Consider the following 24,358-nt stretch of genomic DNA (forward strand, 5'->3'; position numbering starts at 1 on the left):
TTTCCACGCGACCGCATCACCACCCAAAGTACTGGGTCCCCGCGTTCGCGGGGATGAGCGGATCGTACAGTTGCTATTCCTGCGCCGGGGAATCCATCAGGCGGCGGGACAGGTAGGTGTATTCCAGGGCCAGACGGCGGGCCGTCTCCTGCAGGTTGGCGCCCGCGGCGTGGCCGCCGTCGGTGTTTTCATAGAACAGCACCGGATAGCCCAGCGCCTCCAGACGGGCCGCCGCCTTACGGGCGTGGCCCGGGTGGACGCGGTCGTCCTTGGTCGAGGTGTGGATGAAGACCTCCGGATAGGGCTGGCCCGCGCGCAGGTTCTGGTAGGGCGAGTACTGCTCGATCCACGCCCGCTGCTCCGGGATGTCCGGGTTGCCGTACTCCGCGATCCACGAGGCGCCGGCCAGCAGCTTGTGGAAACGCAGCATGTCGAACAGCGGCACCTGGATGACCGCGCCGTTGATCAGGTCCGGGCGCTGGGTCAGCATGGCGCCCATGAACAGGCCGCCTTGCGAGCCGCCCATGATGCCGAGGCGGGGCTGGCTCGTGATGTTGCGCGCCTCGAGGTCCAGGGCCACGGCCTGGAAGTCCTCATGGGCGCGCTGGCGGTTCTGCTGCAGGGCCGCCTGGTGCCAGCGCGGGCCGAACTCGCCGCCGCCGCGGGTGTTGGCGACCACATAGACGCCGCCCCGCTCAAGCCACAGCTTGCCGACCGTGGCCGAATAGCCGGGCAGCAGGGAGTTCTGGTAGCCGCCGTAGCCGTACAGCAGGGTCGGGTTGGACCCGTCCATCGGCATGTCGCCCTTATGGACCACGAAATAGGGGATCATGGTCCCGTCGGCGCTGCGCGCCTCGAACTGTTCGACCACCATTCCGGTGGCGTCGAACTTGGCGGGCAGGGACTTGACCACATCGGCCTGACCGGTGGCGGCGTCGGCCAGATAGAGGCTGGACGGGTTCAGATAGCCGGCGACGCTGACGAAGACCTGATCGTTCTGTTCCGAGGCCGAGCCGACGCCGACGGTGACGTTCTGCGGCAGGTCCAGACGGGTGCGGCCCCATTCGCCGGACGGGTTGGGCTGATAGACGTAGACCGAGCCGCGCACGTTTTCGTACAGGGCCACGACCAGCTTGTTGCGGGTGGCGGTGATGCCTTCAATCGCCTCGCGCTCGGTCGGGCGGATGACCAGCTGGGCGGGGGTCGCCGGGTTGGCCAGCCATTGCTCCAGGTTCCAGGCGATGACGTCGCCGGTCTTGAATTCCTGACCTGAGGGGGCGGTCCAGTCCTGATCGGTGGTGATCACCAACTGGCCCTGGATCAGGGCGTTGATGTTGGACTTGGACGGCAGTTGCAGCTGGGTCGTCGTGCCGTCGGCGTCCAGCCGCCAGGTCTCGCCGTCGTAGAAGTTGATGCCCCGGTTGATGAGCGTGGCCTTCACCACGCCGTCGGCGTCCCGCAGGGTGTAGGCGCTGACCGAGACGTCGGTCTGCTGGCCTTCGAAGATGACCGGGGCCTGTTCGATCGACTGGCCGCGACGCAGCAGGCGGACGGTGCGCGGATAGCCCGAGTCCGTCAGGGTGCCGGCGCCGAAGTCGCGCGAGACCAGCAGGGTGTTCTCGTCGACCCAGGACGCGCCGCCCTTGGATTCCGGCAGGATGAAGCCGTCGGCGACGAAGGTGCGGGTGGCGCGGTCGAACTCGCGCACGGTGACGGCGTCCTTGCCGCCGTCCGACAGGCTGACCAGGCAGCGGGTCTCCTGCGGCGGCAGGCAGGTCACGCCCTTGTAGACCCAGTTCTTGCCCTCGGCGGTCGACAGGGCGTCGATGTCGAGAATGGTCTCCCACTGCGGCTCGGCCGTGCGGTAGCTGTCCAGGGTGGTGGTGCGCCAGACGCCGCGAACGTGGGTGGCGTCCTGCCAGAAGTTGTCGAGCGTGCCGTCGTGGTTGAAGCCGACGCCGGGGATGCGGTCGCGCGACTGGACGATCTCCAGCGCCTGGGCATGCAGCGGGGCGTAGCGGGGGTCGCCCTGCAGCACACCGAGCGAGCGTTCGTTGTGGGCGCGGACCCATTCCATCGCCCGCTCGCCCTCGACCTCTTCCAGCCACAGATAGGGATCGGTGGCGTCGGAGGTGGCGAAGCCCGCGGCGGCGGCGGGGGCGGGACTTTGGGGGGCTTGAGCCATGGCGGCGCTCGAAAGGGCGGTGGAGGCGAGGAGCGCAACGAGCGCGGCGGAACGGATCATATGGGTGGTCCCCCGGGAAAATGTCGGCGGCACCTTATCGGGCGTCGCCCCTCCGGCAAGACGCGGGGGCCGAACCTTACGGCTTTGTCATGCGACGCAGCGTCACGCGCCTTCGTCCGGAATGCACAGGACCACGCCGCAGGCCTTGCAGTGCACGGCGTCGGGGTCGTGCTTCTTCAGGCCGCAGGTGGGGCAGTCGTGGCTGATCTTGTGCGGCCGGAAAATGGTCTGGGCCAGCCGCAGGAACAGGGTGATGCCGGTCAGCATGACCACGATCGACAGCACCCGACCCCAGTTGCCCGGCAGGGTAATGTCGCCGAAGCCGGTGGTGGTCAGGGTGGCGACGGTGAAATACAGCGCGTCCAGATAGCCGGTGATGCCCGGATGCGCGCCCCGGAAGGTCGCGTAGACAAAGCCGGTGACCACGAAGATGAAGGTCACGAGCGAGGCGAGGGCCTTGGTGATCTCCTCCACCCGGGTGTCGTCGTACCTGTGCCCGATGGTGCGCCAGAAGAAGTCGGAGTGGAGCAGGGTCCACAGGCGCATGAGGCGCAGGAAGCCCAGGTTGAACAGCCAGTAGGGGAACAGAAGGGTCGCCAGCACGAACAGGTCCACCCAGGTCGCGGGCTTCTTCAGCCAGTCCTTCAGGTCCGTGTGCGCCAGCGCCCGGGCGGTCAGGTCGGCCACCAGGATGACCGCGATCAGATAGTCGATCACATAGAAGACGAGGCCCGCCTCGCGCAGGATCGGGGCGGCCAGGAAGAAGGCGATGATGGCGAAGTCGATGACGATGACCGCCAGCCGGAACTTCACCGCCAGCGGCGACGTGCCGTGATAGAAATACCGCATCCGGGCCCGCAGGCGCAGCCCTTCGGCCTTGGGGGGACTGACCGTCGCAGCGGTCTTCGGGGCGGTCTTGCGAGGGGGCGACTGGCGACTCATGGCCCAGCTTAACGCCGTTCGCTCGCGTCAGGTCCACCGCGACGCTATATGCGAGATGAAATGACCCGTCCCTTCCTGAAGATGAACGGCGCCGGAAACGACTTCGTGGTCGTCAATGCGCTGGAAACGCCGTTCACGCCGACGGTCGAGCAGGTGCGCGCCATCGCCGATCGGCAGACGGGCGAGGGCTGTGACCAGCTGATCGCCATCGAGCCCAGCGACAGCGCCGACGCCTTCATGCGTGTGTGGAACAACGACGGGACCATGGTCGAGACCTGCGGCAACGCCCTGCGCTGCGTTGGCTGGGTGCTGATGGAATCGACCGGCAAGGACCGGGTGGTGATCGACACCGCCGGCGGCCCGACCGTGGCGACGCGGGCGGCAGGCGGTCAGGTGACGGTGGACATGGGCGCACCACGGTTGAAGTGGGATCAGGTGCCGCTGGCCGAAGAGATGGACACGCGCGGCATCGAGCTGCAGGTCGGCCCGATCGACGCGCCCCTGCTGCACACGCCGGGCGCGGTCTCGATGGGCAATCCGCACGTGGTCTTCTTCGTCGGGGAGACGCCCGACGACGGCTTCGTGCGCGGTTCGGGCTCGCTTGTCGAGCACCACCCGATGTTCCCGGAAGGGGTCAATGTCGGCTTCGTCCACGCCCTGTCGCCTGACCATATCCGCCTGCGGGTGTGGGAGCGCGGCGCGGGCCTGACCAGGGCCTGCGGCACCGGCGCCTGTGCGGCCTTGGTGGCCTCGGCCCGGCGCGGAATCACCGGTCGTCACGCCACTGTGGACGTGGACGGGGGTCGCCTGCGGATCGACTGGGACGAGGCCTCGGACCACGTCTTCATGACCGGCCCGGTGGAGGTCGAACGGACAGGGCTGCTGGCGGTCTGACTAGCGATGCCGCCGGGCGATCAGGGCCCAGCCGGTCACCGCCAGACAGGCGCCGAGGCCGATCCAGCCGACCCCATCCCAGACGCCGTCGCCCAGAAGGGCGCCGATCAGGCCGATCAGCGACAGGATCGCCACGACCAGCGGAATCGCGAAGATCACCTTGAGTCCGTAGGCGCCGGTCTTCATGCCGTGACCCGCTTCCGCGCCTTGGCCAGCCACAGATAGAGGCCGCTGCCCAGCACCACGATGGTGATCAGGTCCAGCAGGGCCCAGAGAATCTTCAGCGGCAGGCCGCCGTAGTCGCCGAAATGCAGCGGTTGCGACAGGGACAGCGCCTTCACATACCAGGGCGAATGCGCCACCGCCGCCAACTGGCCCGTCCGGGCGTCGATCAGGGCGGGCGTCGTCAGGTGCTCGGTCAGCGGCGTGTCGCCGTGGAAGAAGACCGCATAGTGGTTGTCGGTCGAATAGCTGGACCCCGGGAAGGCCACGAACTGGAGGCTCTTGCCGGGCAGGGCCAGCTTCGCCCGCTCGACCGCGGCGTCCAGCGAGCTTCGCTCCGTCAGGCTGACCGGCGCGTCGTAGGCCGCCGTCAGCTCCTTCAGGGCCGTGTCTTTCCAGTAGGCGATGATCGGCACGGCCAGGGTGTTGACCACCCCCGTCACCCCCACGACCAGCACCCAGGCCACGGTCACCACGCCGAGCAGGTTGTGATAGTCGAGCCAGCGGGTCCGCGCGGCCTTCTTCGCCCGCACCGTGCCGAACGGCAGGCGGCGCATGAAGGGGGCGTACAGCACCACGCCCGAGACCAGGGCCGCGACCAGCAGCAGCCCCATGGCGCCGAGGAAGAGCATCCCCGCCAGCCCCAGGAACATGTCGGTGTGAAGCTGGAGGATGAACTCCATCACCGGGTGACCCGCGACCAAGGGGGCCGCTTCGCCCGTGGTCTGGTCGATCGGCTGGAAGGTGTATTTGTCCGCCGGACCGTTCGGATCGACGCTGGTGACGTTCACCACAGGCCGGTCCTCGTCGAAGCTCATGAAGGCCGGAACCTCGCCGGGATGGCGCGACAGGGCCAGGTCGAGCACCTGGTCGAGGTTCAGCATCGGCGCATCCGCCGGGACGGACGCCTGTTCGTCATGGCCGAGCAGGACATGGTCCAGCTCATGCGTGAAGACGAGCGGAAGCCCTGTGATGCAAAGCATCAGCAGGAAAATGGTCGAGACCAGGCTCGACCATTTGTGGACCCAGCCCCAGGCGCGGATCGTGCCCGGCTTCATGCGGCTCAGAAGTCCGTCGAGATCGAGACCCGGACGGTGCGGGGCGCGCCGAGGGTCAGGTAGTTGGCCCCCGGATAACCGCCGACCGCGACCCACTGGTCTTCATCGGCCAAGTTCTCGACCCGGGCGCGCAGGGTCAGCGGACGGTCGCCCGCCTCGAACTGGTATCGCACACCCGCGTCGAAACGGGTCCACGCGTCCAGATCGACGGTCGGGCTGACGGTTTGGGATCCGGTGTGAACCACCCGCCCCTCCAGCGTCAGGCCGGACACGGCGGCGACATCCCATTCCACGTTCAGATTGGTCTGGAAGTCCGGCACGCCGATCGCCTCGGCGCCCGTCGTGATTTCGGTGTCCGTCAGCGCGGCGCCGCCCAGCAGGCGCAGGCCCTGGATCGGTTCGCCATAAAGCGACAGCTCCACGCCCCGGTTCTCCTGTTCGCCGTCGGCGGCGTAGATGCCGGTGGCGGGATCGAAGGACTCGCTCGCCAGCGTGACGCGGAAGACGTTCAGCGACGCGCCGAACAGGCCGCCGTCGTATTTCACGCCGGCTTCGATCTGCTCGCCGCGGAACGGGTCCAGCACCTCGCCGGCGTTGGCCACGATCTGGCCGTCGACGACGTTCGGGGCCGTTTTGCCGGGGACAAGGGCCTCGGCGTAGTTGGCGTAGAGCGAGATCCGGTCGTTCGGCTTGAAGACCAGGGCGAAGGCCGGGGTGACGGCGTCGCCCGCGTAGCCGGAGCTCTTCACGCCGGTGTTGTAGTCATAGGCGCCGGTCTCGATCTCCTGATAGCGCGCGCCGACCGTGGCCAGCAGGCGGCCGTCGAGGAAGGACATCTGATCGGCGATGGCGAAGCTGGAGGCCCGCGACCGCTCGGTGGTCAGGGGGTTGTCCAGATCTCCGCCGACGAAGAAGTCCGGGGTCGGCGGGGCGACGTCGACCGGGTTGTAAAGGTTGCTGGCGAAGCCGGCGAAGTCCGAGAAGGCGTAGGCGTTCTCGGACCGGAGTTGCACCTGCGAGGCCGAGGCGACGAAGGTGTGGTCGATGGAGCCGGTGGTCACCTCGAAGCGGACGCCGACATCGGCCGAGAAGACATGGTCCTCGCGGACATTGTCGAAGCGGTAGGCGCTCAGCGTGCCGTCCGGCGCGCTGCTCGGGTTGGCGAGAACATTGTCTTCCTTGCCGCTGCGACCGCCGACCGCCGCCCAGACGGTGAGGTCGTCGGTCACGTCGAACTCGCCGCGCACGACGCCGAACAGTTGCTCCTCGTCGGTATAGGTCCAGGGCTGGGCGAAATTGATGTCGGCGGACGGCGGGGTCGGCACGGCGCCGTTCGGGGTCACGGTCGGACGCGGGGCGTCGATGCGATGGTTCTGCCAGCCGAAGTCGGCCGAGAAGCGGGCGCGGTCGCCGCGGCGGTCGACGCCCAGGCCGAGGACCTGCAGTTCGCGGTTCTCGCGCTCGATCGTGCCCTCGCCGTCGCGGGCGGCGACGTTCAGGCGGCCGCCCCACTCATTGTCCTGTCCGAAGCGGCGCGAGAAATCGCCCGCGGCGTACGGGGCGTCACCCCCGTCCCAGCCGAGGGTGACGCGGTTCAGCGGGGCGTCGCCCGCCCGTTTGGGAGTCAGGTTGATCGCGCCGCCGACGGCCGAGCCGCCGGGCGCGGCGCCGTTCAGGAAGGCCGTCGGTCCGTGGAACACCTCGACCCGTTCGACCAGTTCGGAGGCCACATACTGACGCGGCAGGACCCCGTAGAGGCCGTTGTACGTCATGTCGTCCGAGTACACCGGGAAGCCGCGGATGACGTAGAGCTCCTGGAAATTCCCGAAGCCCTTGGTGACGCGCACCGCCGGGTTGTTCTGGAGGACGTCGCCGATGCTGCGCGCCTGCTGATTGCGGGCCAGTTCCTCGGTGTAGCTGGTGACCGCGAAGGGGGTGTCCATCACGTCCTGCGAGCCGAACATGCCGACCCGCCCGCCGGTCGCGACCTGACCGCCCGCATAGGCCGGCGCCTGGCGAACCTGCGAGCCGGTGACGATGACGTCACCAAGCTCGGTCGAAGGGGCGGTCTGGGCCAGGGCCGGCGCGGCGGCGAGCGTCAGGCCGGCGGCGGTGGACAGCAGGAGGAGGGAGCGCAGGGTCACGGAGGAGGCCTTGGGGAGGGCTGATAATGAGAACGTGTCGCACTAACAGTCGCGCCCGCCGGTTACAACCGCCTGGCCGGTGCTGTGTGGTCGCACGCGGGCGCAAGGGCGGAAATCCGCTCAAACCCGTCGGGGTCTGTCACATTTTCCGGACAGCGAAAGCGATGTTCGGGCGGCGCGGCCCGTGTGGCCGGGGCCAGGCTTCCCTTCCGTCAGCGGTTGTCCCCTGCGGCCCCGGGGACTAGGAAAAGGGTCAAATGAACACGCGAACCCGCGACCGGAAACGCCGAGAGCCATGCCCGACCTGACAGACAAACAGACCTTCTCCGATCAGGACGCGCTGGACTTCCACCGCCTGCCTGCCCCGGGCAAGATCTCGATGGCGCCGATCAAGCCGATGGCCACCCAGCGCGACCTGTCCCTGGCCTATTCGCCCGGCGTGGCCGTGCCGGTGCTGGCCATCGCCGCGGATCCGGACAAGGCCTATGACTATACGTCCAAGGGCAATCTGGTCGCCGTGATCTCGAACGGCACGGCCATTCTCGGTCTCGGCAATCTCGGTCACATGGCGTCCAAGCCGGTGATGGAGGGCAAGTCCGTCCTGTTCAAACGCTTCGCGGACGTCGACAGCTTCGACGTCGAGGTGAAGACCACGGACCCGGACGAGTTCATCACCGTCGTGAAGAACATCGGCGACACCTGGGGCGGCATCAATCTGGAGGACATCAAGTCCCCGGAATGTTTCGTCATCGAGTCCGAACTGCAGGACCTGCTGGACATTCCCGTCTTCCACGACGACCAGCACGGCACGGCCATCATCTCGACCGCCGGCCTGATCAACGCCTGCCACGTCACCGGCAAAAGGCTGGAGGACGTCAAGGTCGTTCTGGCCGGCGCCGGAGCGGCGGGCCTGTCCTCCATCGCCCTGATGAAGGCCGCCGGCGTCAGGGCCGAGAACACCGTCATCTGCGATCGCGACGGCGTGGTCTACACGGGCCGGCCCGAGGGCATGGACCAGTGGAAGGCCGCCCATGCGACCGACACCCCGCTGCGCACACTGGCTGAAGCCATGGTCGGCGCCGATGTGGTGCTGGGCCTGTCCGCCAAGGGCGCGATCACCAAGGAGATGGTGGCGTCCATGGCCCCCAATCCCATCATCTTCGCCATGGCCAATCCGGACCCGGAGATTACGCCCGAGGATGTTCTGTCGGTCCGCTCCGACGCCATCATCGCCACCGGCCGGTCGGACTATGTGAACCAGGTCAACAACGTCCTGGCCTTCCCCTACCTGTTCCGCGGCGCGCTGGACGTCCGTGCGCGGCGGGTGAACCACGAGATGAAGATCGCCTGCGCCCAGGCCCTGGCCGCCCTGGCGCGCGAGGACGTGCCGGACGAGGTTGCGGCCGCCTATCGCGGGCGCAAGCTGAAGTTCGGGCGCGACTACATCATCCCGACGCCGTTCGATCCGCGTCTGATCTGGTACATCCCGCCCTTCGTGGCCCAGGCCGCCATGGACACCGGCGTGGCGCGCGTCGCCATCACCGACATGGACGCCTACCGCACCCAGCTGCGCTCGCGCCTCGATCCGTCCGCGGCGTTGATGCAGAATATCTCGGGCGCCGTGCGGGCCGCGCCGAACAAGCGCATCGTCTTCGCCGAGGGTGAAGAGACCGCCGTCATCCGCGCCGCCTGGGGTTTCAAACAGGCCGAACTGGGCACCCCGATCCTGATCGGGCGCGAGGAACTGATCCGCAAGAACGCGGCCGAGGCGGGCCTGAACTTCGACGAGATGGACATCCAGATCGTCAATGCCAGGGTGTCGGACCACAATCTCGAATACACGGACTGGCTCTACAACAAGCTGCAGCGTCGGGGCTATCTGCGCCGGGACGTGCAGCGGATGATCAATCAGGACCGCAACTATTTCGCCGCCACCATGTGCGCGCGCGGCCAGGCGGACGCCATGGTCACGGGCGTGACCCGCAATTTCAACATGGTGCTGAAAGAGGTCCGCCGCGTCCTCGACGTCAAGGAACGGATGATCGGCCTGTCGATCCTGCTGTCGCGCGGGCGGACCCTGTTCATCGCCGACACCTCGATTCACGAACTGCCCGACGCCGCCGAACTGGCCGAGATCGCCATCTCCGCCGCCGCCACGGTGCGCAAGCTGGGCAAGACACCGCGCGTGGCCTTCCTGTCCTATTCGACCTTCGGCAATCCTCCGGGCGAACGCGGGGAGAAGGTCCGCGAGGCGATCCGTATCCTCGACAGCAAGGGCGTCGATTTCGAATACGAGGGCGAAATGCCGCCGGAGCTGGCGCTGGAGCCGGAACTGCGGGCCAACTATCCGTTCATGCGCCTGACCGGCCACGCCAATGTGCTGGTCATGCCGGCCATCCATTCGGCCGCCATCTCGACGCGTCTGGTCCAGTCCCTGGGCGGCGCGACCGTGATCGGCCCGCTGCTGGTCGGACTGGAGAAGTCGGTGCAGATCGTTTCTCTGGGCGCCTCGGTCAGCGAGATCATCACCGCCGCCACCTTCGCCGCCTATGACGAGGGCGCCGCGGGCGACGAATAGGCCCCGACGCCGCCCGGGCTATCAGACCCGGGCGGCCGCCAGCTTGCGGCGCTCGAACGCGCCGCGCACCCATTCCAGCAGGCAGAAGACCACCGCCAGCAGGCCCAGCCAAGCGGCGATGGCGAACATCGGCGCATAACCCTGCGCGTCGATCAGCTCGCCCAGGGCGCCGCGACCCAGCGTGCCGATCAGCAGGGCCAGCGAGATGAAGACCGCGAACTGGACCGCGCCGAAGGTCCGGTTCGACAGCGCCGACAGATAGGCCACGAAGGCCGCGCCCGCGAAGCCGCCGGCGATGTTCTCGCCCGCGATGGCCAGCATCAGCCGGGACAGGGGCTCGCCGATCTGGAAGGCGCCGAACAGGTCGTACAGGTGGGTGGCGCGCATGAAGGGGCTGAGCACAGGCGCCCCCAGCGCCAGATCCATCATCAGCAGATTGGTCGCCGCCGACAGGATGGCGCCGATCAGCAGGCTCCACATCCGGCCGATGATCAGCAGGGCCCAGCCGCCCAGACCGATGCCGACGATGGTCATGACCACGCCGAAGGTCTTGGACGCCAGCGCCACCTCGGCCTTGGTGTGGCCCAGCGCCCCGCCCGTGTCGCCCATATAGAAGGGGAAGGCGAAGGGCCCCCAAACCCCGTCAGTGATCCGGTAGGTCAGGATCAGGCCCAGCACGATCACCGCGCCCCAGCCCAGTCGCCCCATCAGCTCGACCAGCGGGGCCAGGATGGCGTCGTACAGGCCGTCCGCGAAGCGGGGCGCGCGCACGGATTCGGCCTCCGTCGCGCTTCGCCCCTTCCACACGATCAGGCCGGCCAGGGCGGCGGGCAGAATGACCGTCGCGCCGACGATCCACGGGCCCCAGGCGGCAGTGAATTCGCCCGCGCTGGGCGCCGGGCTGGAGGTCAGGGCGATGATCATGAAGCGAACCAGCATGAAGGCCGCCCAGCCCCAGGCCGCCAGGGTCGCGACCAGGATCATCAGGCGCAGCCGCGGCGACCCCCGTCGCTCGCGCGCCACATGGGCCTGCGACGCCGGCGTGGGTTCCGGGGCGATCAGGGTGCCGATCAGGCCCAGGGTCATCAGGACGCCCGCGGTGACGAAGACGCCGGGCCAGCCGATGGCGGTGGCCAGCAGGAGGGAGCCCGCCCCGCCCGCCAGGGCCGCGGTGCGGTAGCCGAGCTGGTAGATGGTGGACAGCAGGTCGATGGGCGTCGTCTCGTCGGCGACCTCGATGCGCCAGGCGTCGATGACGATGTCCTGCGTCGCGAAGGCGAAGGCGCCCAGGGCCGCCCCCAGCGCCAAGGGGCCCAGCACGCCGGACTCGGGGCGCGACAGCGCGACCAGACACAGGGAGACGCCGATGACGACCTGCAGCACGAGCAGCCAGCTCCGGCGTCGGCCGAACCGCTTGCCGAGGACCGGCGGGGTCCAGCTCACGGCGGGCGACCACAGGAAGCGGAAGGCGCCGAACAGACCGATCCAGCTCAGAATGCCGATGGTGGCGATCGAAACCCCGGCCTCGGTCAGCCAGGCGTTCAGCGTGCCGATCAGCATGGCGAAGGGCAGGCCGGCGGAGAAGCCCAGCAGCAGCATCGCCAGCGTGCGGCGCTCGCGGAAGGCGGCTTTCAGCACCCCGAGCCCTTTCGGGGCGGGCTGAAAGGCGGCGACCTCGCTGGCGGGCGTCGGGCTGTCGGTCATGGGTGCGTCTCCGGACGCCCCCCAAATTCTTGCGAACTACGGCGTCGTCAAATCAGACGGCGACCTTGGCGCGGACTTCGCGGTTCGTCCAGCGAGACAGGGCGGCGCGCAGCGATTCCAGCTCCAGCGGCTTGACCAGATGGTCGTTCATCCCGGCCTCGAGGCAGGCCTTGCGGTCCTCCGCGAAGGCGTTGGCGGTCAGGGCGACGATGGGGGTGCGGTCGCCCCGGGCGCGAAGCTCGCGCGCGGCCGTGGGGCCGTCCATGCCCGGCATCCGCATGTCCATGAAGACCAGGTCGTAGCGGGCGCGCTTCATGGCGGCGAGCGCCTCGTCCCCGCTGGCGGCGGTCTCGACCGCGCAGCCTTCGCGCTTCAGCAGGGTGGAGGCCAGCAGGGCGCCGACCGGGTTGTCCTCAACCAGCAGCACCCGGGTGCCGGAGAAGCGGCCGGGCAGGACGCGGTCGTCATCGGCGGGCGCGGTCCGGGCGCCGACGAGGGTCGGCGTCTGCGTCCCGGCGGCGGCCAGCACCCGCTCGGCCAGGGAGGCGCGGCGCAGGGGCTTGATCAGATAGCCGTGGAAGCCGGCGGAGCGGTAGCGCGCGATCAGCTCGCGTTCGGACGGTTTCAGCAGGACCACGGCGCGGCTGTCGGCCGGTCGTGTGGCGAGACCGTGCGGGTTCGTCCGTCCCGCGTGATCGACCAGGACGACGGCGGCGTCCGCCGCGACGGCTCCGCCCGAGGCTTCGATCTGGGCGGCGGCGGTCTGGCGGACGAAGGGATCGGGGCTGATCACAGCGACCGCCTGACCGGTCAGGGGGCGGCCCCGTTCGGCGCCGGGAACCGCCTCGAACGGCGCCTCGAAGCGGAAGCGGGCGCCGGGGCCGTCGGGACGGTCCGCGACGGTGACGGCGCCGTTCATGGCGGCGGCCAGCTTGCGCACCACGGCCAGCCCCAGACCCGCGCCGCCGAAGCGGCTGGCGTCGGTCAGATCGACGTGGCCGAACTCCTCAAAGATGCGTTCGCGGGCTTCGGGAGGAACGCCGGGGCCCGTATCGTCGATGATGAAGGCCAGCCGGGGAGCGGCGTCGGTCCCGCCCGCGCGTTCGACGGCGATGCGGACACCGCCGGCGCCGGTGAATTTCACGGCATTGCCCGCGAGGTTGAACAGCACCTGCCGCAGGCGGCCCTCGTCAGCCAGCACGTCCGGCGCGTCGGCGGCGACCGACCAGGCGATCTCCAGATCCCGGTCATGGGCGCGGGGGCTCAGCAGTTCGGCCACGCCGCGCACCAGGGCCTCCAGATCCACCGGGGCGGCGTCGAACTCCAGCTTGCCGGCCTCCAGCCGGGCATAGTCCAGCAGGTCGTTGACCAGACCCAGCAGGTGTTCGGCGGAGGACCGCGCGGCCTCGGCATAGGCGCGTTGGGCGCCGTCCAGCTTGGTTCGGGACAGCAGGCCCAGCATGCCGATCACCCCGTTGAGGGGCGTGCGCATCTCGTGGCTCATCAGACGAAGGAACTGTTGCTCGGCCGAGCCCGTGGCGGGCGTCGGTGGGGCTGGCTGTTCGGTCCGTCGCCGGGGCATGGGGCTCTCCTCCACGCCACTGTGACCGCAAGACCTTAAAACATCACCACGCGGGCGTGACCGCCTGTTGCCCGCGGCGGGCCTCGAAGGCGTCGCTCGCCTCGGCGGTGGAGCGGCGATAGATCAGGGCCTCGGCCACGTGACGGCGCAGGACGCCGTCGCACCCGTCCAGATCGGCGATGGTGCGGGCCAGCCGCAGGGTGCGGGTCCAGCCGCGCGCGGTCAGGCCGCCGACCTCCCCCGCCTTCATCAACAGCGCCCGCCCGGGATCGTCGGGGGTGGCGAAGCGGTCCAGCAGTTCGCCGGAGGTGCGGGCGTTGACGGCCTGCTCACAGGCCGCGTCCGTGTCCAGACCCGCGTCGCGCAGGCGTTCGGTGTGCATCTCGCGCGCGACCAGAACCCGCGCCGCCGCCTCCGCCGTGCCTTCGGCGGGTGACGGCAGGGCCATGTCGGCGGCGGTGACCGGCGGCGCTTCCACCGTCAGGTCGATGCGGTCGAACATCGGGCCGGAGATGCGGTTGCGATAGTCGCGCTGGCAGCGCGGGGCCTTGCCGCAGGCGCCCCGCCCCGCGCCGCCGAGCCCGCACCGGCAGGGGTTCATGGCCGCCACCAGCTGGAACCGCGCCGGATAGCGGACGTGGGCGTTGGCGCGGGCGACGACGATCTCGCCCGTCTCCAGCGGCTGACGCAGGGACTCCAGCGCCTGGGCGGAATATTCCGGGAGCTCATCAAGGAACAGCACGCCGTTGTGCGCCAGGGAGGCCTCGCCGGGTTTCGCGCGCAGGCCGCCGCCGGTCAGGGCGGCCATGGAGGCGGAATGGTGGGGCGCGCGGAATGGCCGGTCGCGGGTCAGGGCGCCGCGCTCGATCAGCCCGGCCACCGACCAGATCATGGAGGTTTCCAGCAACTCCTTCGGGGTCAGGGGCGGCAGCAGGCCCGGCAGGCGCGCCGCCATCATCGACTTGCCCGAGCCCGGCGGACCGACGAACAGCAGGTTGTGACCGCCCGCCGCCGCGATCTCCAGCGCCCGTTTGGCGCTTTCCTGTCCCTTGACGTCGCGCAGGTCGGGCACGCGCTCGCCGGAGCGCATCGCCCCCGGCTCGGGCCGCCGCAGCACCTGCGTCCCCTTGAAGTGATTGACCAAGGCGATCAGCGAACGCGGGGCCAGAACCGCGACCTCCCCCGCCCAGGCGGCCTCGGGCCCGTTAGACTCCGGGCAGATGAGGCCCAGTCCCATGCCGTCGGCGGCCACTGCGGCGGGCAGGGTCCCGCCGACCGGCGCGATCTGGCCGTCCAGTCCCAGCTCGCCCACCGCCGCCCAGCCGGCCAGGGCGTCCGCCGGCAGCACACCCATCGAGGCGAGCAGGGCCAGCGCGATGGGCAGGTCGAAATGATTGCCTTCCTTGCGCAGGTCGGCCGGCGCCAGATTGGCGATGATCCGCTTGGACGGCAGGGCCAGCCCGATCCCGGCGAAGGCGCCGCGCACTCGCTCCCGGCTTTCCGCCACCGCCTTGTCCGCCAGTCCGACGATGGTGAAGGACGGCGTTTCCGCCGACAGTTGCTGGACCTGGACGTCCACCCGCCGGGCGTCGACGCCTTCGAAAGCCACCGTGACGACGCTGGCGTGCATCGCGCCCTCCCGCTATCCGGGAGAGAACGAAACACGAACCAAAGGTTAAGGCAACAGGAATCAGGCAGCAGGCAGGAGAGCCTTTCCGTCGGCGCCGGATCGCAAATCCTGCTGCCTGCTGCCTGCTGCCTGCTGCCTGCTGCCTGCTGCCTAGGCCCGCTTCTCTTCGATCGCGTCCCACATCAGGGCGGCGGCGTTGACGCCCGTGAAGGCCAGCAGTTGCTGCGCGCCCGTGGGGGAGGTGACGTTGATCTCGGTCAGATAGTCGCCGATCACATCGATGCCGACGAAGATCAGCCCGCGGTCCTTCAGCGTCGGCCCGATGGCCTTGCAGATTTCCAGATCGCGCGGGGTCAGTTCGACCGGCTGGGCCGTCCCGCCGACGCGCAGGTTGGAGCGAACCTGATCCTTGGCCGGGACGCGGTTGATGGCGCCGACCGGCTCGCCGTCGATCAGGATGATCCGCTTGTCGCCCTTTGACACGGCGGGGATGAATTTCTGGATCACCAGCGGATCGCGACTCCCGGTCATGTGGATTTCGACCAGGGCCTCGAGATTGGGGTCGCCGGCCTTCAGCTTGACCACGCCTGAACCGGCGGCGCCGTGCAGGGGCTTGAGCACCACGTCGCCGTGCCGCTGATGGAAGTCGACCAGCGCGACGGGGTCGGCGCTGATCAGGGTCGGCGGGGTCAGCCCGGGGAATTTCGTGACCAGGAGCTTCTCGGGGGCCGAACGCACCTCGGCAGGGTCGTTCACCACCAGCGTCTTCGGATGCACCGTCTCCAGCAGATAAGTGGCGGTCACATAGGCCATGTCGAACGGCGGGTCCTGACGCATCAGGATGACGTCGACATCCTTCGACAGGTCCAGCTTCACTTCGTCGCCGAAGCTCACATGGTCCCCGACCACCTGCTTCAGGGTCACCGGGCGCGCGCGGCAGAACAGGACGCCGTCCTCCAGCGCCAGGGTGCGGAAATCATAGACCCAGACCGGATAGCCCCGGTTCTGGGCCTCCATGGCCTGCAGCCATGTGGTGTCGGACTCGATATTGACCCCTTCGATGGGGTCCATCTGGATCGCGACCTTCAGCATGAGCTGTCCTTCCGGCGTTGGGGAGCTTGGCTAATGGGCGCCGGGACGGGTTGGCGCAACCCTTTGGGTAGCGAGCCCAGCCAGTGATTAGTGATTAGTGATTAGTGGGTGGCGCTAAACGGGCGGCTCCAGGCCAAGCGCAACCGCGGAGGCATCGAACCACTAATCACTAACCACCAATCACTTCCCACCCCGGCTTCCACCGTGCGTTCCTTGTCAGTTCAGCTGTAGCCGCACCCGATCGACCGACATGCGGCGGCGGACCTCGCCGGGGTCGTCGAGGGTGCGGGCGCGGGACAGGGCTTCGAGGGCGCCGGCCAGCGCGCCCTGTTTCTCGCGGGCGGCGGCGACGTCCAGCCAGGGGCGGTGGTCCTCGGGGTCCAGCAGGGCGCGGCGCAGGGCGGAGCGTTCGGCGCTCTCGAAATCCTGGGCCTTGATGGCGCGGATGAAGAGCATGTTCTGCAGCCGGATCAGGGCCTGCCGGTCGCTGACCGGGGCCATCAGGACGTCGAGGCGGTCGGCGACGTGGGGCGTCAGACCGGCGCGAAGGGCGCGGCGCGTGAGTTCCGACGGAAGGACCAGCCGGCCCTGGCTGAAGGGATCCAGCGCCACCGGCCCGTCGGTGGTTTCGACCCGCAGCAGGAAGTGGCCGGGGAAGTCGACGCCTTGGGCCTTGATCCCGGCGCGGCGGGCGGCGTCGAGGTAGAAGACGGCCAGCGCCGCCGACAGGCCGCGCCGCCGCTCGGCCACGTCGATGATGTCGGTGTTGCCGACGTGGTCATAGGTGATCAGGTCGCCGTTCAGCCGCAGGTCGGCGGCCATGGTTTCGGCGAGGGCGTCATCGGGGCTCTCGACCGGCATCCGCTCGGCCAGCCGCCCAGCGGCGTTGGCGGCGAGCACGCGGACGGGTTCGGCGTCGCGGAAGGGGTAGTCGTGAATGGCGCAGGCGATCGCCGCCTCCAGCAGGGGGAAGGCGTCGTCGTCGACCTGTCCGGCCTCCATCAGACAGAACTCGGCTTCCTCGCGCGTCATCCCCGACCCCGGTTCACCCCCCGACGATGGCGCGGAAACCGGCGGGGAGCCAGCGCCACGATATCGATCCGCAACAGATGCCCGGCCAAGCTGGGTCTTTGGCGCAACACTGCGTGTCCTGCGGCCAGCAGCCGCTCATACTGGTCGGACCGGAGCGCGGCGAGCGCCTGTTCCATCGTGGCGCGGCGCTTGACCTCGACGACGGCCAGGGTGCGTCCGCGGCGGGCGAGGATGTCGATCTCCCCGGCGCGGGTTTTCAGCCGGAAGCCGAGGATCTGGTAGCCCTTGAGCATCAGCAGGGCGGCGGCCAGCCATTCCGAGCGGTGGCCGAGCCGATGGGACAGCCTGCCCAGCCCGACCCGCCAGCCACGCGACGGCGTCCTGACGACCTTCGGCGCCCTGAGGCGGTCCGAGGGTCGCTTGCGGGTCACCGGCCCTGAAGCTCCAGCGCCCGCTTGTACAGCGGCTTCCGGGGCAGGTTCAGCGCCCGGGACACCTCGGCGGCGGCCTCGCCGGGCGGGAGGCGGGTCATGGCCTCCTTCAGGGCGGCGTCGGCGTCGGCCTCGGAGGCGACCTCGGCCTCGCCGGGCCCCACGACGATGACGATCTCGCCCTTGGGCGACTGGCAGCGGGGATCGACCGCCAGTTCGGCCAGCGTCCCGCGCACGCACTCTTCATACAGCTTGGTCAGTTCGCGGGCGACGGCGGCGGAGCGGGGGCCCAGCACGGCGGCCATGTCGGCCAGGCTGTCGGCCAGGCGCGGGCCGCTTTCGAAGAAGACCAGGGTCTGGCGCGCGGTGCGCAGCTCCTCCAGCGCGGTGCGGCGGGCGCCCGATTTGGGCGGCAGGAAGCCGGCGAAGGTGACGCGGTCGGCCGGCAGTCCGGCGATGCACAGGGCGGCCAGCAGGCTGGAGGCGCCGGGGATCGGATGCACCGGCAACCCCAGCGCCAGCACGGCGCGGGCGACGACGAAGCCGGGGTCGGAGATCATCGGCGTGCCAGCGTCGGACACCAGGGCGACGACGGCGCCCTCGCGCAGGCGTTCGATGGCCAGTTCGGCGGCGCGTTCGGAGGCATGGTCGTCGCAGCGCTCCAGCTTCGCCTTCAGGCCATAGGCCGACAGCAGTTTGGCGGTGACGCGGGTGTCCTCGGCCAGCACCAGGTCGGCGGCGGCCAGCACATCAAGCGCGCGCAGCGTCATGTCGCGCAGGTTCCCGATCGGTGTCGCCACCAGATAGAGGCCGGACGAGACGGTGCGCGCGGGCGGGGCGGTCGGCGGAAAGACGGACGGATCAGGCATCGGCGGGACCGTGCCTGACAGGCTGGGCCCTGTCAGGAGAAAAATGCCGAGACCCGTGATGTCGAGACCCCCTGTCGCTGTTGCAGGGGCGTGTAGGCGCCGTGCGCGAGGATTGGTCGTAGGCGGCGGCGACCCCTCCACCATCCTGCGCCTGCGGCTTCGGATGGTCCCCCTCCCCACCTTCGGTGGAGAGGTGAGCAGACCTGTTCACCTCTCCACGCAGTGGGGAGGTGGCTCGGCGGCAAAGCCGGCGAGACGGAGGGGTCGCTCGGGAAGACAGGGTGCGGCGCCCTGCTTCGGCAGGGATGGAAGGTGTCGGGAGTGATCAGATCGTCTCGGGCGGATCGGCGTCCAGTGTCGCCTGCCAGAGAGACAGCAGGTCGTCGCGTCGGGCCTCCGGGGCGACATGCAGAACCAGCACATCCGGCAGGGGGATCGTCGGATGGAAGGCGCATCGCTGGGCGAACCGGAAGGTTTCGGCCAGGGTTTCGTGATCGTGCCAGGTGGTGGTGATGGAGCGGTCCTCGGGCGCGTCCTTGAAATCCCACGCCGAGAGATAGGCCCAATCGACACTGTCGTGCCACGCGTCGCAGTCCTGACCCCAAGCCATCATGTACAGGCATCCGGTCGCGACCAGCCACGCGCTGACGCGGTCGCGCCAGTCCGCGTCCACATCCTGTTCGACCACGATGACGGCCCTGAACGGCGGGCGCGGATCGGACGAGGGGGTCGTGCCGCCGGCCGGAAGGTGGAGGTAACGGACGCTCATCACGGCAGAATACCACGGAGTGTCAGGGTCAGGTCAGCAACGCCTTGAGGATGCTGTCCAGCACCGGGCGGCCAAGGGCGGTGGCGGCGATGCGGTCGGCCTCAAGCCGCAGGAAGCCGTCGGCCAGCAGATCGGCGAGGCGGCCCCGGTCGGGGGAGAGATCCAGCGCCGCGAGGTCTGACAGGCTGACGCCCTCGACGGTGCGCAGGCCCAGCAGGAGGCGTTCCTCGGCGGCGACGTCGGGGGACTGGTCGTCGCGCTCGACCCAGGGGGCCCCGGCGGCGACGCCGGCGATGTAGTCGGTGACGCCCCGGTGGGCGACGGTGGCGGTGCGGACGCCGTCCAGGGTCAGGCGACCATGGGCGCCGGGGCCGACGCCGACATAGTCGCCGCCACGCCAGACATGGAGATTGTGCGCCGATCGGGCGGCCTCGCCCCGGGCGTGATTCGACACCTCGTAGGCGTCGAAGCCCGCCTCCTCGAGCACGGCCTGGGTGGTCTCATAGAGGTCGGCGGCCAGATCCTCGTCGGGCGGGACCAGGGTTCCGCGGGCGAAGGCGCGGCCAAAGGCGGTCGTGGGCTCGATGGTCAACTGGTAGGGCGAGACATGCTCGAAGCCGAGGTCCAGCGCCTCGGACAGTTCGGCGCGCCAGTCGGCGACGGTCTGATCCGGGCGGGCGTAGATCAGGTCGATGGACAGGCGCGGGAAGGCGCGGGCGGCCACGGCCACGGCCCGGCGGGCCTCGTCGGCGGAATGGTTGCGGCCCAGCCTCTTCAGGGCGGCGTCGTCCAGCGCCTGCACCCCCATGGACAGGCGGTTGATCCCGGCGTCGGCCAGGGCGGCGAACCGATCGGCCTCGGCGTCGGTGGGATTGGCCTCCAGGGTGATCTCGACGGGGCCGCGCGGTTCGAACAGGCCTTGAGCTCGCTCGACCACCCGGGCGACGGCGGCGGGGTCCATCAGCGAGGGCGTGCCGCCGCCGAAGAAGACGGAGGCCAGCCGGCGCGGGCCGGTCAGGAGCGCCTGCGCCTCCAGATCGGCGATGATGGCGTCGGCGAGCGCCGCCTGCTCCTCCGCCCGGCCCCGATCCCGCACGACATTGAAATCGCAATAGGGGCAGATCCGGGCGCAGTAGGGCCAGTGGACGTAGAGGGCGACGTCGCTGCCGGGGTGAGGGGGCATGGGGAGGGGTGAAAAGTGAGTGGTGAGTGGTGAGTAGTGAGTAGTGAGTAGGGGCGGTGCGGCGGCGTTGGCGCCTGAGGGTCTTGGTCGCTTTCACGCCCAAGCGCCAGCACGAGCCGATCGCTACTCACCACTCACCACTCACTTTTCACTCACTCCATCAGCGCCGCCTTCAGCTTTTCGAACGCCCGGGCGCGGTGGCTGAGGCTGTCCTTCAGGGCGGGGTCCAGCTCGCCGAAGGTCTGCGTCTGACCGTCGGGGATGAAGAGGGGGTCGTAGCCGAAGCCGCGGTCGCCGCGGGGCGGGAAGGTCAGCAGGCCGTCGACCCGGCCCTCGACCACCACGGCGGGACCGTTCGGCCAGGCCACGGCGAGGGCGGAGGTGAACCAGGCGCGCCTGTCGTCTGAGCCGATCTCCTCGAGCCGCTCTTCCACCCGACGCATGGCGAAGTCGAAATCCTTGTCGGGTCCGGCCCAGCGCGCGGAGAAAATGCCCGGCGCCCCGTCCAGCGCGGCGACCGACAGGCCGGAGTCGTCGGCCAGCGCGACCTCGCCCGACAAATCCGCCGCGTGACGCGCCTTGAGCAGGGCGTTGCCGACGAAGGTCGTTTCCGTTTCGTCCGGTTCAGGCAGGTTGAGGCTGCCGGCGGTGACCACCTCGTAATGTCCGCCGAGAAGGGCGGTGATCTCCGGCACCTTGCCCGGATTGTGGGTCGCCGCGACGATGCGCATCCCTTTGACAAGCTTCAACATTTTACCCTCGGCAGACGCTGTAATGTTTCATTGCACAAGTTTAATATCGTTAAACGATATGTAACATGACTTACCCCGGTGCACGTCCTATCTATTATCTCAAGAACGGACGCCGCGACGTTCTCCGGTCAGGCCATAAACGGCAAGATCGATGCAGCGGATCAACGAACGAGGGGTGAAAACATCCCTCACTCAGGACCAACGGAGAACGACAATGAACAGCATGAACGCTTCCTACTTCATCGAAAAGGTCGGCCACGGCGTGCTGAACGCCTTCCTGCTCGCCGCCATGCCGGTCGCCTTCATCTCGACCCTCGTCCAGTTCTTCTGACCCTTTCGGTCACGGAGCTTTGACGATCCGCATGACAAACGCGAATAATAAGACCGCGCGTGGGTTCGCCGGACCCCGCGCGGCGATCGCGCCCTGACGTCCGGCTGAAAGAGACCGGCGTCATGCGTGTCCCGACACTGCCTTCTCTCGGGATCCGCCTGCCCCGCCTGACCCCGCGTCTGGCGCCCGGCCAGATGACACGACTTCTCGGCGTCGCCCTGTGGGCCGCCTTCTGGATCCTGGCCGTGACGACACTGGCCGCGATCGCACTCTTCATCTTCATGGCCTTCGTGCCCCTGCCGGCCATCGGCCTGACCGTCACCACCTCGGAGGGCGGGACCAATGTGCCGGTGCCCCGCGCCTACATCCTGTTCGCGGTGGGGGCCATCACCGGCTATCTGGGCGGCTTCGCCCTGATCCTGCTGCACCTGCGCGCGATGCTGCGCGCCCTGCAGATCGGCGATCCCTTCCAGCCCGCCAACGTCAGTCGTCTGAAGCAGATCGGCGTCACCCTGGCCGTGGTCACGGGGGGCGCCTGGATCGGCCAGACCCTGGTGTCGCGTCTGGTGCGCGGCGAGCTTGAGCCGCCGGGCCTGTTCGACCTCGTCACGCCCGCCTTCTCGGTTCTGGTCGTCTTCGTGCTGGCGGAGGTGTTCCGCGAGGGCGCGCGCCTGCGCCGCGAATCCGAGTTAACGATCTGATCCTGTTGAGTTAGAGCATTTCTCCATGGCCATCCGCGTCCAGCTTGATCGTATGCTCGTCGAACGGCGCATGTCGTTGACGGAGCTTGCCGACCGCGTGGGCGTGACCTTGGCCAATCTGTCGATCCTCAAGACCGGCAAGGCGCGGGCGATCCGGTTCACGACGCTGGACGCCCTGTGCCGCGAACTGAGCTGCCAGCCCGGCGACCTGCTGGTCTGGGCGCCGGGGCCGCAGGAGGCGGGCCCGGACGAAGACGCGGACGGGACCGCGCCCGGACCGGCATGAGCCGCCGGTCGGACCTCAGCCCCGATGACCGTCGCATCTGGGCCCGTGTGACGGGCTCGGTGAAGGAGAAGGTTGCGAAAAAGGCGCTGCGGGTCACGCCCGGCGCCGCCGAGGTCGATCCGCCCGCCGCGCCGCATCCAAGGGGCTTGGCGAAGACTCCGGTGAAGGCCCCGCCGAAATTCATCAAGCCGTCGAAGGCGGCGCCTCAGGTTCAAGCCGTCACGGCCCCGGCCGTCTCGCAACGCGGCCGGGGGCTGCCCGAAGAGCTGGAGCCGCGCCGCCAGCGCCGTCTTTCGCGCGAGCGCGATCCGATCGAGGCGAAGATCGACCTGCACGGCTATGGCCGCTTCCAGGCCCAGGACGCGCTGACCGCCTTTCTGATGGGGGCGCAGGCGCGCGGCTATCGGTCGGTGCTGGTCGTCACGGGACAGGGGCGGCGCGGCGGAACGGGCGTCATCCGCGCCTCGGTCCACGAATGGCTTCAAGCCCCCGGCTTGAGGACGGTGGTGTCGGGCTTCGCCCCCGCCGCGCGTCATCACGGCGGCGACGGCGCGCTGTATGTGACGATCCGGCGGAGCTAGGGCCGCGGGCAGGTGCGCCCGGCTCGTGATTAGTGGTTAGTGGTTAGTGGTTGGCCGCGGCGACGCCGGCCCCAGGACACGTCCGTTTTTGACGCAAGCCCATGCCAGAATGCTCGCCGGTCTTTGACAGCGTGCACGATCCGACACCGCCCCGACAACGCGCCCATGTTGAAGTTCGAGTCTTCTAATTTCGAATTCCGGAAAAATTCAAAATCCGCTCTCAGTAGTAGTCATAGCAACCCGCCTGCCCCCTGCATCGAACCACTAACCACTAACCACTAATCACGAGCTGGGCTCCGTCAGCCCAGAACGAGCCCAGCCTCCCGCGCCAGCGCCTCCAGCGACACCATGGGACGCGGTCCCCAATGGGCGATGACTTCGGCGGCGGCCAGCGAGCCCAGCTTGCCGGCGTCGTCCAGCGACAGGCCGCGGGCGAGGCCCAGCAGCAGTCCGGCGGCGTATTGATCACCGGCGCCGGTGGTGTCGATCACCTTGTCCACGGGGACGGCGGCGACGGCGACGCGCTGGTCGCCGGAGATGACCACCGAACCTTCGGCGCCACGGGTGACGGCGGCAACGTCAACCATTGAGGCCAGACGCGCGGCGGCGGCGTCGAAGTCTTCCGTCTCGAACAGGGCGGCCAGTTCGGCCTCGTTGGCGAGGACGATATCGGCCGAGGCCTCGATGAAGGCCAGAAGCTCGGTGCGCCAGCGGTGGACGACGAAGCTGTCCGACAGGGTGATGGCGACCTTGCGCCCGGCGGCGTGAGCGGCGGCGGCGGCGGCCTCGAAGGCGGCGCGGGCCGGGGCCGGGTCGAACAGATAGCCCTCCAGATAGACGATGGCCGAGGCGCCGATCTGGTCGGCGTCGATGTCGGCGACGGTCAGCTGGTTGGCGGCGCCCAGGAAGGTGCACATGGTGCGCTGGCCGTCCGGGGTGACGTTGATCATGCAGACGCCGGTGGCCAGGCCCTGTTCGGCGCCGTCCTTGAGCGGCGGGGTGACGAAATGGACGCCGACGGCGGTGATGTCGTGGGTGAAGACGCCGCCCAGCTGGTCGTCGGCGACCTTGCCGATATAGGCCGCGCGGCCGCCGAAGCTGCCGACGCCCGCGACGGTGTTGCCCGCCGACCCGCCCGAGGCTTCGACCCCCGCGGCCATGGCGGCGTACAGGGCGGCGCTCTGCGCGGCGTCGACCAGCTGCATCGAGCCGGCCGTCAGGCCCTGGGCGTCGAGGAAGGCGGGCTCGCAGGGGGCCAACACGTCGACGATGGCGTTGCCGACGGCGATGACGTCATAGGTAGGGGCGTTCTGGGTCATGGGGCGCGCATAG

21 protein-coding genes are annotated in these 24,358 nt (G+C 69.1%); 5 read left to right on the forward strand and 16 right to left on the reverse strand.

Features of this window, described 5'->3' with window-relative positions:
- Nucleotides 1–73 precede the first annotated feature (73 nt).
- The gene (locus ACW174_RS06695) at nucleotides 74–2,245 is read right to left on the reverse strand and encodes a prolyl oligopeptidase family serine peptidase (protein ID WP_492016868.1); all 2,172 of its coding nucleotides are present in this window, start codon (nucleotides 2,243–2,245) and stop codon (nucleotides 74–76) included.
- A gap of 102 nt (nucleotides 2,246–2,347) precedes the next feature.
- The gene (locus ACW174_RS06700) at nucleotides 2,348–3,094 is read right to left on the reverse strand and encodes a potassium channel family protein (protein WP_492017247.1); all 747 of its coding nucleotides are present in this window, start codon (nucleotides 3,092–3,094) and stop codon (nucleotides 2,348–2,350) included.
- Nucleotides 3,095–3,247: 153 nt separating this feature from the next.
- On the opposite strand from ACW174_RS06700, the gene dapF reads away from it, so the two are divergent.
- Nucleotides 3,248–4,081, forward strand: coding sequence for a diaminopimelate epimerase (gene dapF, locus ACW174_RS06705; RefSeq protein WP_492016869.1), 834 nt, complete (start codon nucleotides 3,248–3,250; stop codon nucleotides 4,079–4,081).
- On the opposite strand, the gene ACW174_RS06710 is transcribed toward dapF, so the two are convergent.
- The 3 genes from ACW174_RS06710 to ACW174_RS06720 are packed head-to-tail and all read right to left on the reverse strand — an operon-like array spanning nucleotide 4,082 to nucleotide 7,505.
- Nucleotides 4,082–4,267, reverse strand: a complete 186-nt coding sequence (locus ACW174_RS06710; RefSeq protein WP_492016870.1) for a hypothetical protein — start codon at nucleotides 4,265–4,267, stop codon at nucleotides 4,082–4,084.
- Nucleotides 4,264–5,457 (reverse strand): PepSY-associated TM helix domain-containing protein, encoded by a 1,194-nt coding sequence (locus ACW174_RS06715; RefSeq protein ID WP_492016871.1) that lies wholly within the window; start codon nucleotides 5,455–5,457, stop codon nucleotides 4,264–4,266. The genes ACW174_RS06710 and ACW174_RS06715 overlap by 4 nt, the downstream gene beginning before the upstream one ends.
- Nucleotides 5,367–7,505, reverse strand: coding sequence for a TonB-dependent receptor (locus ACW174_RS06720; RefSeq protein ID WP_492016872.1), 2,139 nt, complete (start codon nucleotides 7,503–7,505; stop codon nucleotides 5,367–5,369). Before ACW174_RS06720 ends, ACW174_RS06715 begins: the two co-directional genes overlap by 91 nt.
- A gap of 295 nt (nucleotides 7,506–7,800) precedes the next feature.
- On the opposite strand from ACW174_RS06720, the gene ACW174_RS06725 reads away from it, so the two are divergent.
- Nucleotides 7,801–10,083, forward strand: a complete 2,283-nt coding sequence (locus tag ACW174_RS06725) for an NADP-dependent malic enzyme (RefSeq protein ID WP_492016873.1) — start codon at nucleotides 7,801–7,803, stop codon at nucleotides 10,081–10,083.
- Between the two features lie 21 nt (nucleotides 10,084–10,104).
- On the opposite strand, the gene ACW174_RS06730 is transcribed toward ACW174_RS06725, so the two are convergent.
- The 10 genes from ACW174_RS06730 to rdgB all read right to left on the reverse strand — a co-directional run bounded on the left by ACW174_RS06730 (nucleotide 10,105) and on the right by rdgB (nucleotide 21,127).
- A complete protein-coding gene (locus ACW174_RS06730; protein ID WP_492016874.1) occupies nucleotides 10,105–11,787 on the reverse strand; it encodes an AmpG family muropeptide MFS transporter in 1,683 nt (560 codons plus the stop codon).
- Between the two features lie 52 nt (nucleotides 11,788–11,839).
- Entirely contained in the window at nucleotides 11,840–13,369 is a 1,530-nt protein-coding gene (locus ACW174_RS06735; RefSeq protein WP_492016875.1) for a response regulator, read from the reverse strand.
- Nucleotides 13,370–13,412: 43 nt separating this feature from the next.
- Nucleotides 13,413–14,999, reverse strand: a complete 1,587-nt coding sequence (locus ACW174_RS06740; protein ID WP_492016876.1) for a YifB family Mg chelatase-like AAA ATPase — start codon at nucleotides 14,997–14,999, stop codon at nucleotides 13,413–13,415.
- Nucleotides 15,000–15,149: 150 nt separating this feature from the next.
- A complete protein-coding gene (gene gshB, locus ACW174_RS06745) occupies nucleotides 15,150–16,091 on the reverse strand; it encodes a glutathione synthase (protein WP_492016877.1) in 942 nt (313 codons plus the stop codon).
- Nucleotides 16,092–16,307: 216 nt separating this feature from the next.
- Nucleotides 16,308–17,123, reverse strand: a complete 816-nt coding sequence (locus ACW174_RS06750; protein WP_492016878.1) for a SirB1 family protein — start codon at nucleotides 17,121–17,123, stop codon at nucleotides 16,308–16,310.
- Nucleotides 17,120–17,554, reverse strand: coding sequence for a YraN family protein (locus ACW174_RS06755; RefSeq protein WP_492016879.1), 435 nt, complete (start codon nucleotides 17,552–17,554; stop codon nucleotides 17,120–17,122). The genes ACW174_RS06750 and ACW174_RS06755 overlap by 4 nt, the downstream gene beginning before the upstream one ends.
- On the reverse strand, nucleotides 17,551–18,423 hold the full coding sequence (gene rsmI / locus ACW174_RS06760) for a 16S rRNA (cytidine(1402)-2'-O)-methyltransferase (RefSeq protein WP_492016880.1): 873 nt from the start codon (nucleotides 18,421–18,423) through the stop codon (nucleotides 17,551–17,553). The genes ACW174_RS06755 and rsmI overlap by 4 nt, the downstream gene beginning before the upstream one ends.
- A gap of 325 nt (nucleotides 18,424–18,748) precedes the next feature.
- Complete coding sequence (locus ACW174_RS06765) at nucleotides 18,749–19,192, reverse strand: DUF7684 family protein (RefSeq protein WP_492016881.1); 444 nt, start codon at nucleotides 19,190–19,192, stop codon at nucleotides 18,749–18,751.
- Nucleotides 19,193–19,220: 28 nt separating this feature from the next.
- Nucleotides 19,221–20,375, reverse strand: a complete 1,155-nt coding sequence (hemW, locus tag ACW174_RS06770; RefSeq protein ID WP_492016882.1) for a radical SAM family heme chaperone HemW — start codon at nucleotides 20,373–20,375, stop codon at nucleotides 19,221–19,223.
- A 152-nt stretch (nucleotides 20,376–20,527) separates the two neighbouring features.
- Nucleotides 20,528–21,127: an RdgB/HAM1 family non-canonical purine NTP pyrophosphatase gene (rdgB, locus tag ACW174_RS06775; RefSeq protein WP_492016883.1), complete on the reverse strand. Its 600-nt coding sequence runs from the start codon at nucleotides 21,125–21,127 to the stop codon at nucleotides 20,528–20,530.
- 453 nt (nucleotides 21,128–21,580) lie between these two features.
- Between rdgB and ACW174_RS06780 the strand changes: the two genes are divergently transcribed.
- From ACW174_RS06780 to ACW174_RS06790, 3 genes are read left to right on the forward strand one after another with little or no spacing between them, the layout of a single operon-like run.
- Entirely contained in the window at nucleotides 21,581–22,159 is a 579-nt protein-coding gene (locus tag ACW174_RS06780; protein WP_492016884.1) for a DUF2975 domain-containing protein, read from the forward strand.
- 25 nt (nucleotides 22,160–22,184) lie between these two features.
- Nucleotides 22,185–22,445, forward strand: coding sequence for a helix-turn-helix domain-containing protein (locus ACW174_RS06785; RefSeq protein WP_492016885.1), 261 nt, complete (start codon nucleotides 22,185–22,187; stop codon nucleotides 22,443–22,445).
- Nucleotides 22,442–23,026, forward strand: coding sequence for a Smr/MutS family protein (locus tag ACW174_RS06790; protein WP_492016886.1), 585 nt, complete (start codon nucleotides 22,442–22,444; stop codon nucleotides 23,024–23,026). Before ACW174_RS06785 ends, ACW174_RS06790 begins: the two co-directional genes overlap by 4 nt.
- A 299-nt stretch (nucleotides 23,027–23,325) precedes the next feature.
- On the opposite strand, the gene ACW174_RS06795 is transcribed toward ACW174_RS06790, so the two are convergent.
- Nucleotides 23,326–24,345 (reverse strand): adenosine kinase, encoded by a 1,020-nt coding sequence (locus tag ACW174_RS06795; RefSeq protein ID WP_492016887.1) that lies wholly within the window; start codon nucleotides 24,343–24,345, stop codon nucleotides 23,326–23,328.
- Between the last annotated feature and the right edge of the window lie 13 nt (nucleotides 24,346–24,358).

The organism is Brevundimonas sp. AVps31 (genome assembly GCF_058681355.1).

What these genes read in the sequence shown, in the direction of transcription:
- ACW174_RS06790 (WP_492016886.1), top strand. Translation starts at nt 22,442, where the DNA reads ATGAGCCGCCGGTCGGACCTCAGCCCCGATGACCGTCGCATCTGGGCC.
- ACW174_RS06750 (WP_492016878.1), bottom strand. Translation starts at nt 17,123, where the DNA reads ATGACGCGCGAGGAAGCCGAGTTCTGTCTGATGGAGGCCGGACAGGTC.
- ACW174_RS06765 (WP_492016881.1), bottom strand. Translation starts at nt 19,192, where the DNA reads ATGAGCGTCCGTTACCTCCACCTTCCGGCCGGCGGCACGACCCCCTCG.
- ACW174_RS06785 (WP_492016885.1), top strand. Translation starts at nt 22,185, where the DNA reads ATGGCCATCCGCGTCCAGCTTGATCGTATGCTCGTCGAACGGCGCATG.
- ACW174_RS06795 (WP_492016887.1), bottom strand. Translation starts at nt 24,345, where the DNA reads ATGACCCAGAACGCCCCTACCTATGACGTCATCGCCGTCGGCAACGCC.
- ACW174_RS06780 (WP_492016884.1), top strand. Translation starts at nt 21,581, where the DNA reads ATGCGTGTCCCGACACTGCCTTCTCTCGGGATCCGCCTGCCCCGCCTG.
- ACW174_RS06695 (WP_492016868.1), bottom strand. Translation starts at nt 2,245, where the DNA reads ATGATCCGTTCCGCCGCGCTCGTTGCGCTCCTCGCCTCCACCGCCCTT.
- ACW174_RS06725 (WP_492016873.1), top strand. Translation starts at nt 7,801, where the DNA reads ATGCCCGACCTGACAGACAAACAGACCTTCTCCGATCAGGACGCGCTG.
- rsmI (WP_492016880.1), bottom strand. Translation starts at nt 18,423, where the DNA reads ATGCCTGATCCGTCCGTCTTTCCGCCGACCGCCCCGCCCGCGCGCACC.
- ACW174_RS06740 (WP_492016876.1), bottom strand. Translation starts at nt 14,999, where the DNA reads ATGCACGCCAGCGTCGTCACGGTGGCTTTCGAAGGCGTCGACGCCCGG.
- gshB (WP_492016877.1), bottom strand. Translation starts at nt 16,091, where the DNA reads ATGCTGAAGGTCGCGATCCAGATGGACCCCATCGAAGGGGTCAATATC.
- ACW174_RS06730 (WP_492016874.1), bottom strand. Translation starts at nt 11,787, where the DNA reads ATGACCGACAGCCCGACGCCCGCCAGCGAGGTCGCCGCCTTTCAGCCC.
- ACW174_RS06735 (WP_492016875.1), bottom strand. Translation starts at nt 13,369, where the DNA reads ATGCCCCGGCGACGGACCGAACAGCCAGCCCCACCGACGCCCGCCACG.
- dapF (WP_492016869.1), top strand. Translation starts at nt 3,248, where the DNA reads ATGACCCGTCCCTTCCTGAAGATGAACGGCGCCGGAAACGACTTCGTG.
- hemW (WP_492016882.1), bottom strand. Translation starts at nt 20,375, where the DNA reads ATGCCCCCTCACCCCGGCAGCGACGTCGCCCTCTACGTCCACTGGCCC.
- ACW174_RS06700 (WP_492017247.1), bottom strand. Translation starts at nt 3,094, where the DNA reads ATGCGGTATTTCTATCACGGCACGTCGCCGCTGGCGGTGAAGTTCCGG.
- rdgB (WP_492016883.1), bottom strand. Translation starts at nt 21,127, where the DNA reads ATGTTGAAGCTTGTCAAAGGGATGCGCATCGTCGCGGCGACCCACAAT.
- ACW174_RS06710 (WP_492016870.1), bottom strand. Translation starts at nt 4,267, where the DNA reads ATGAAGACCGGCGCCTACGGACTCAAGGTGATCTTCGCGATTCCGCTG.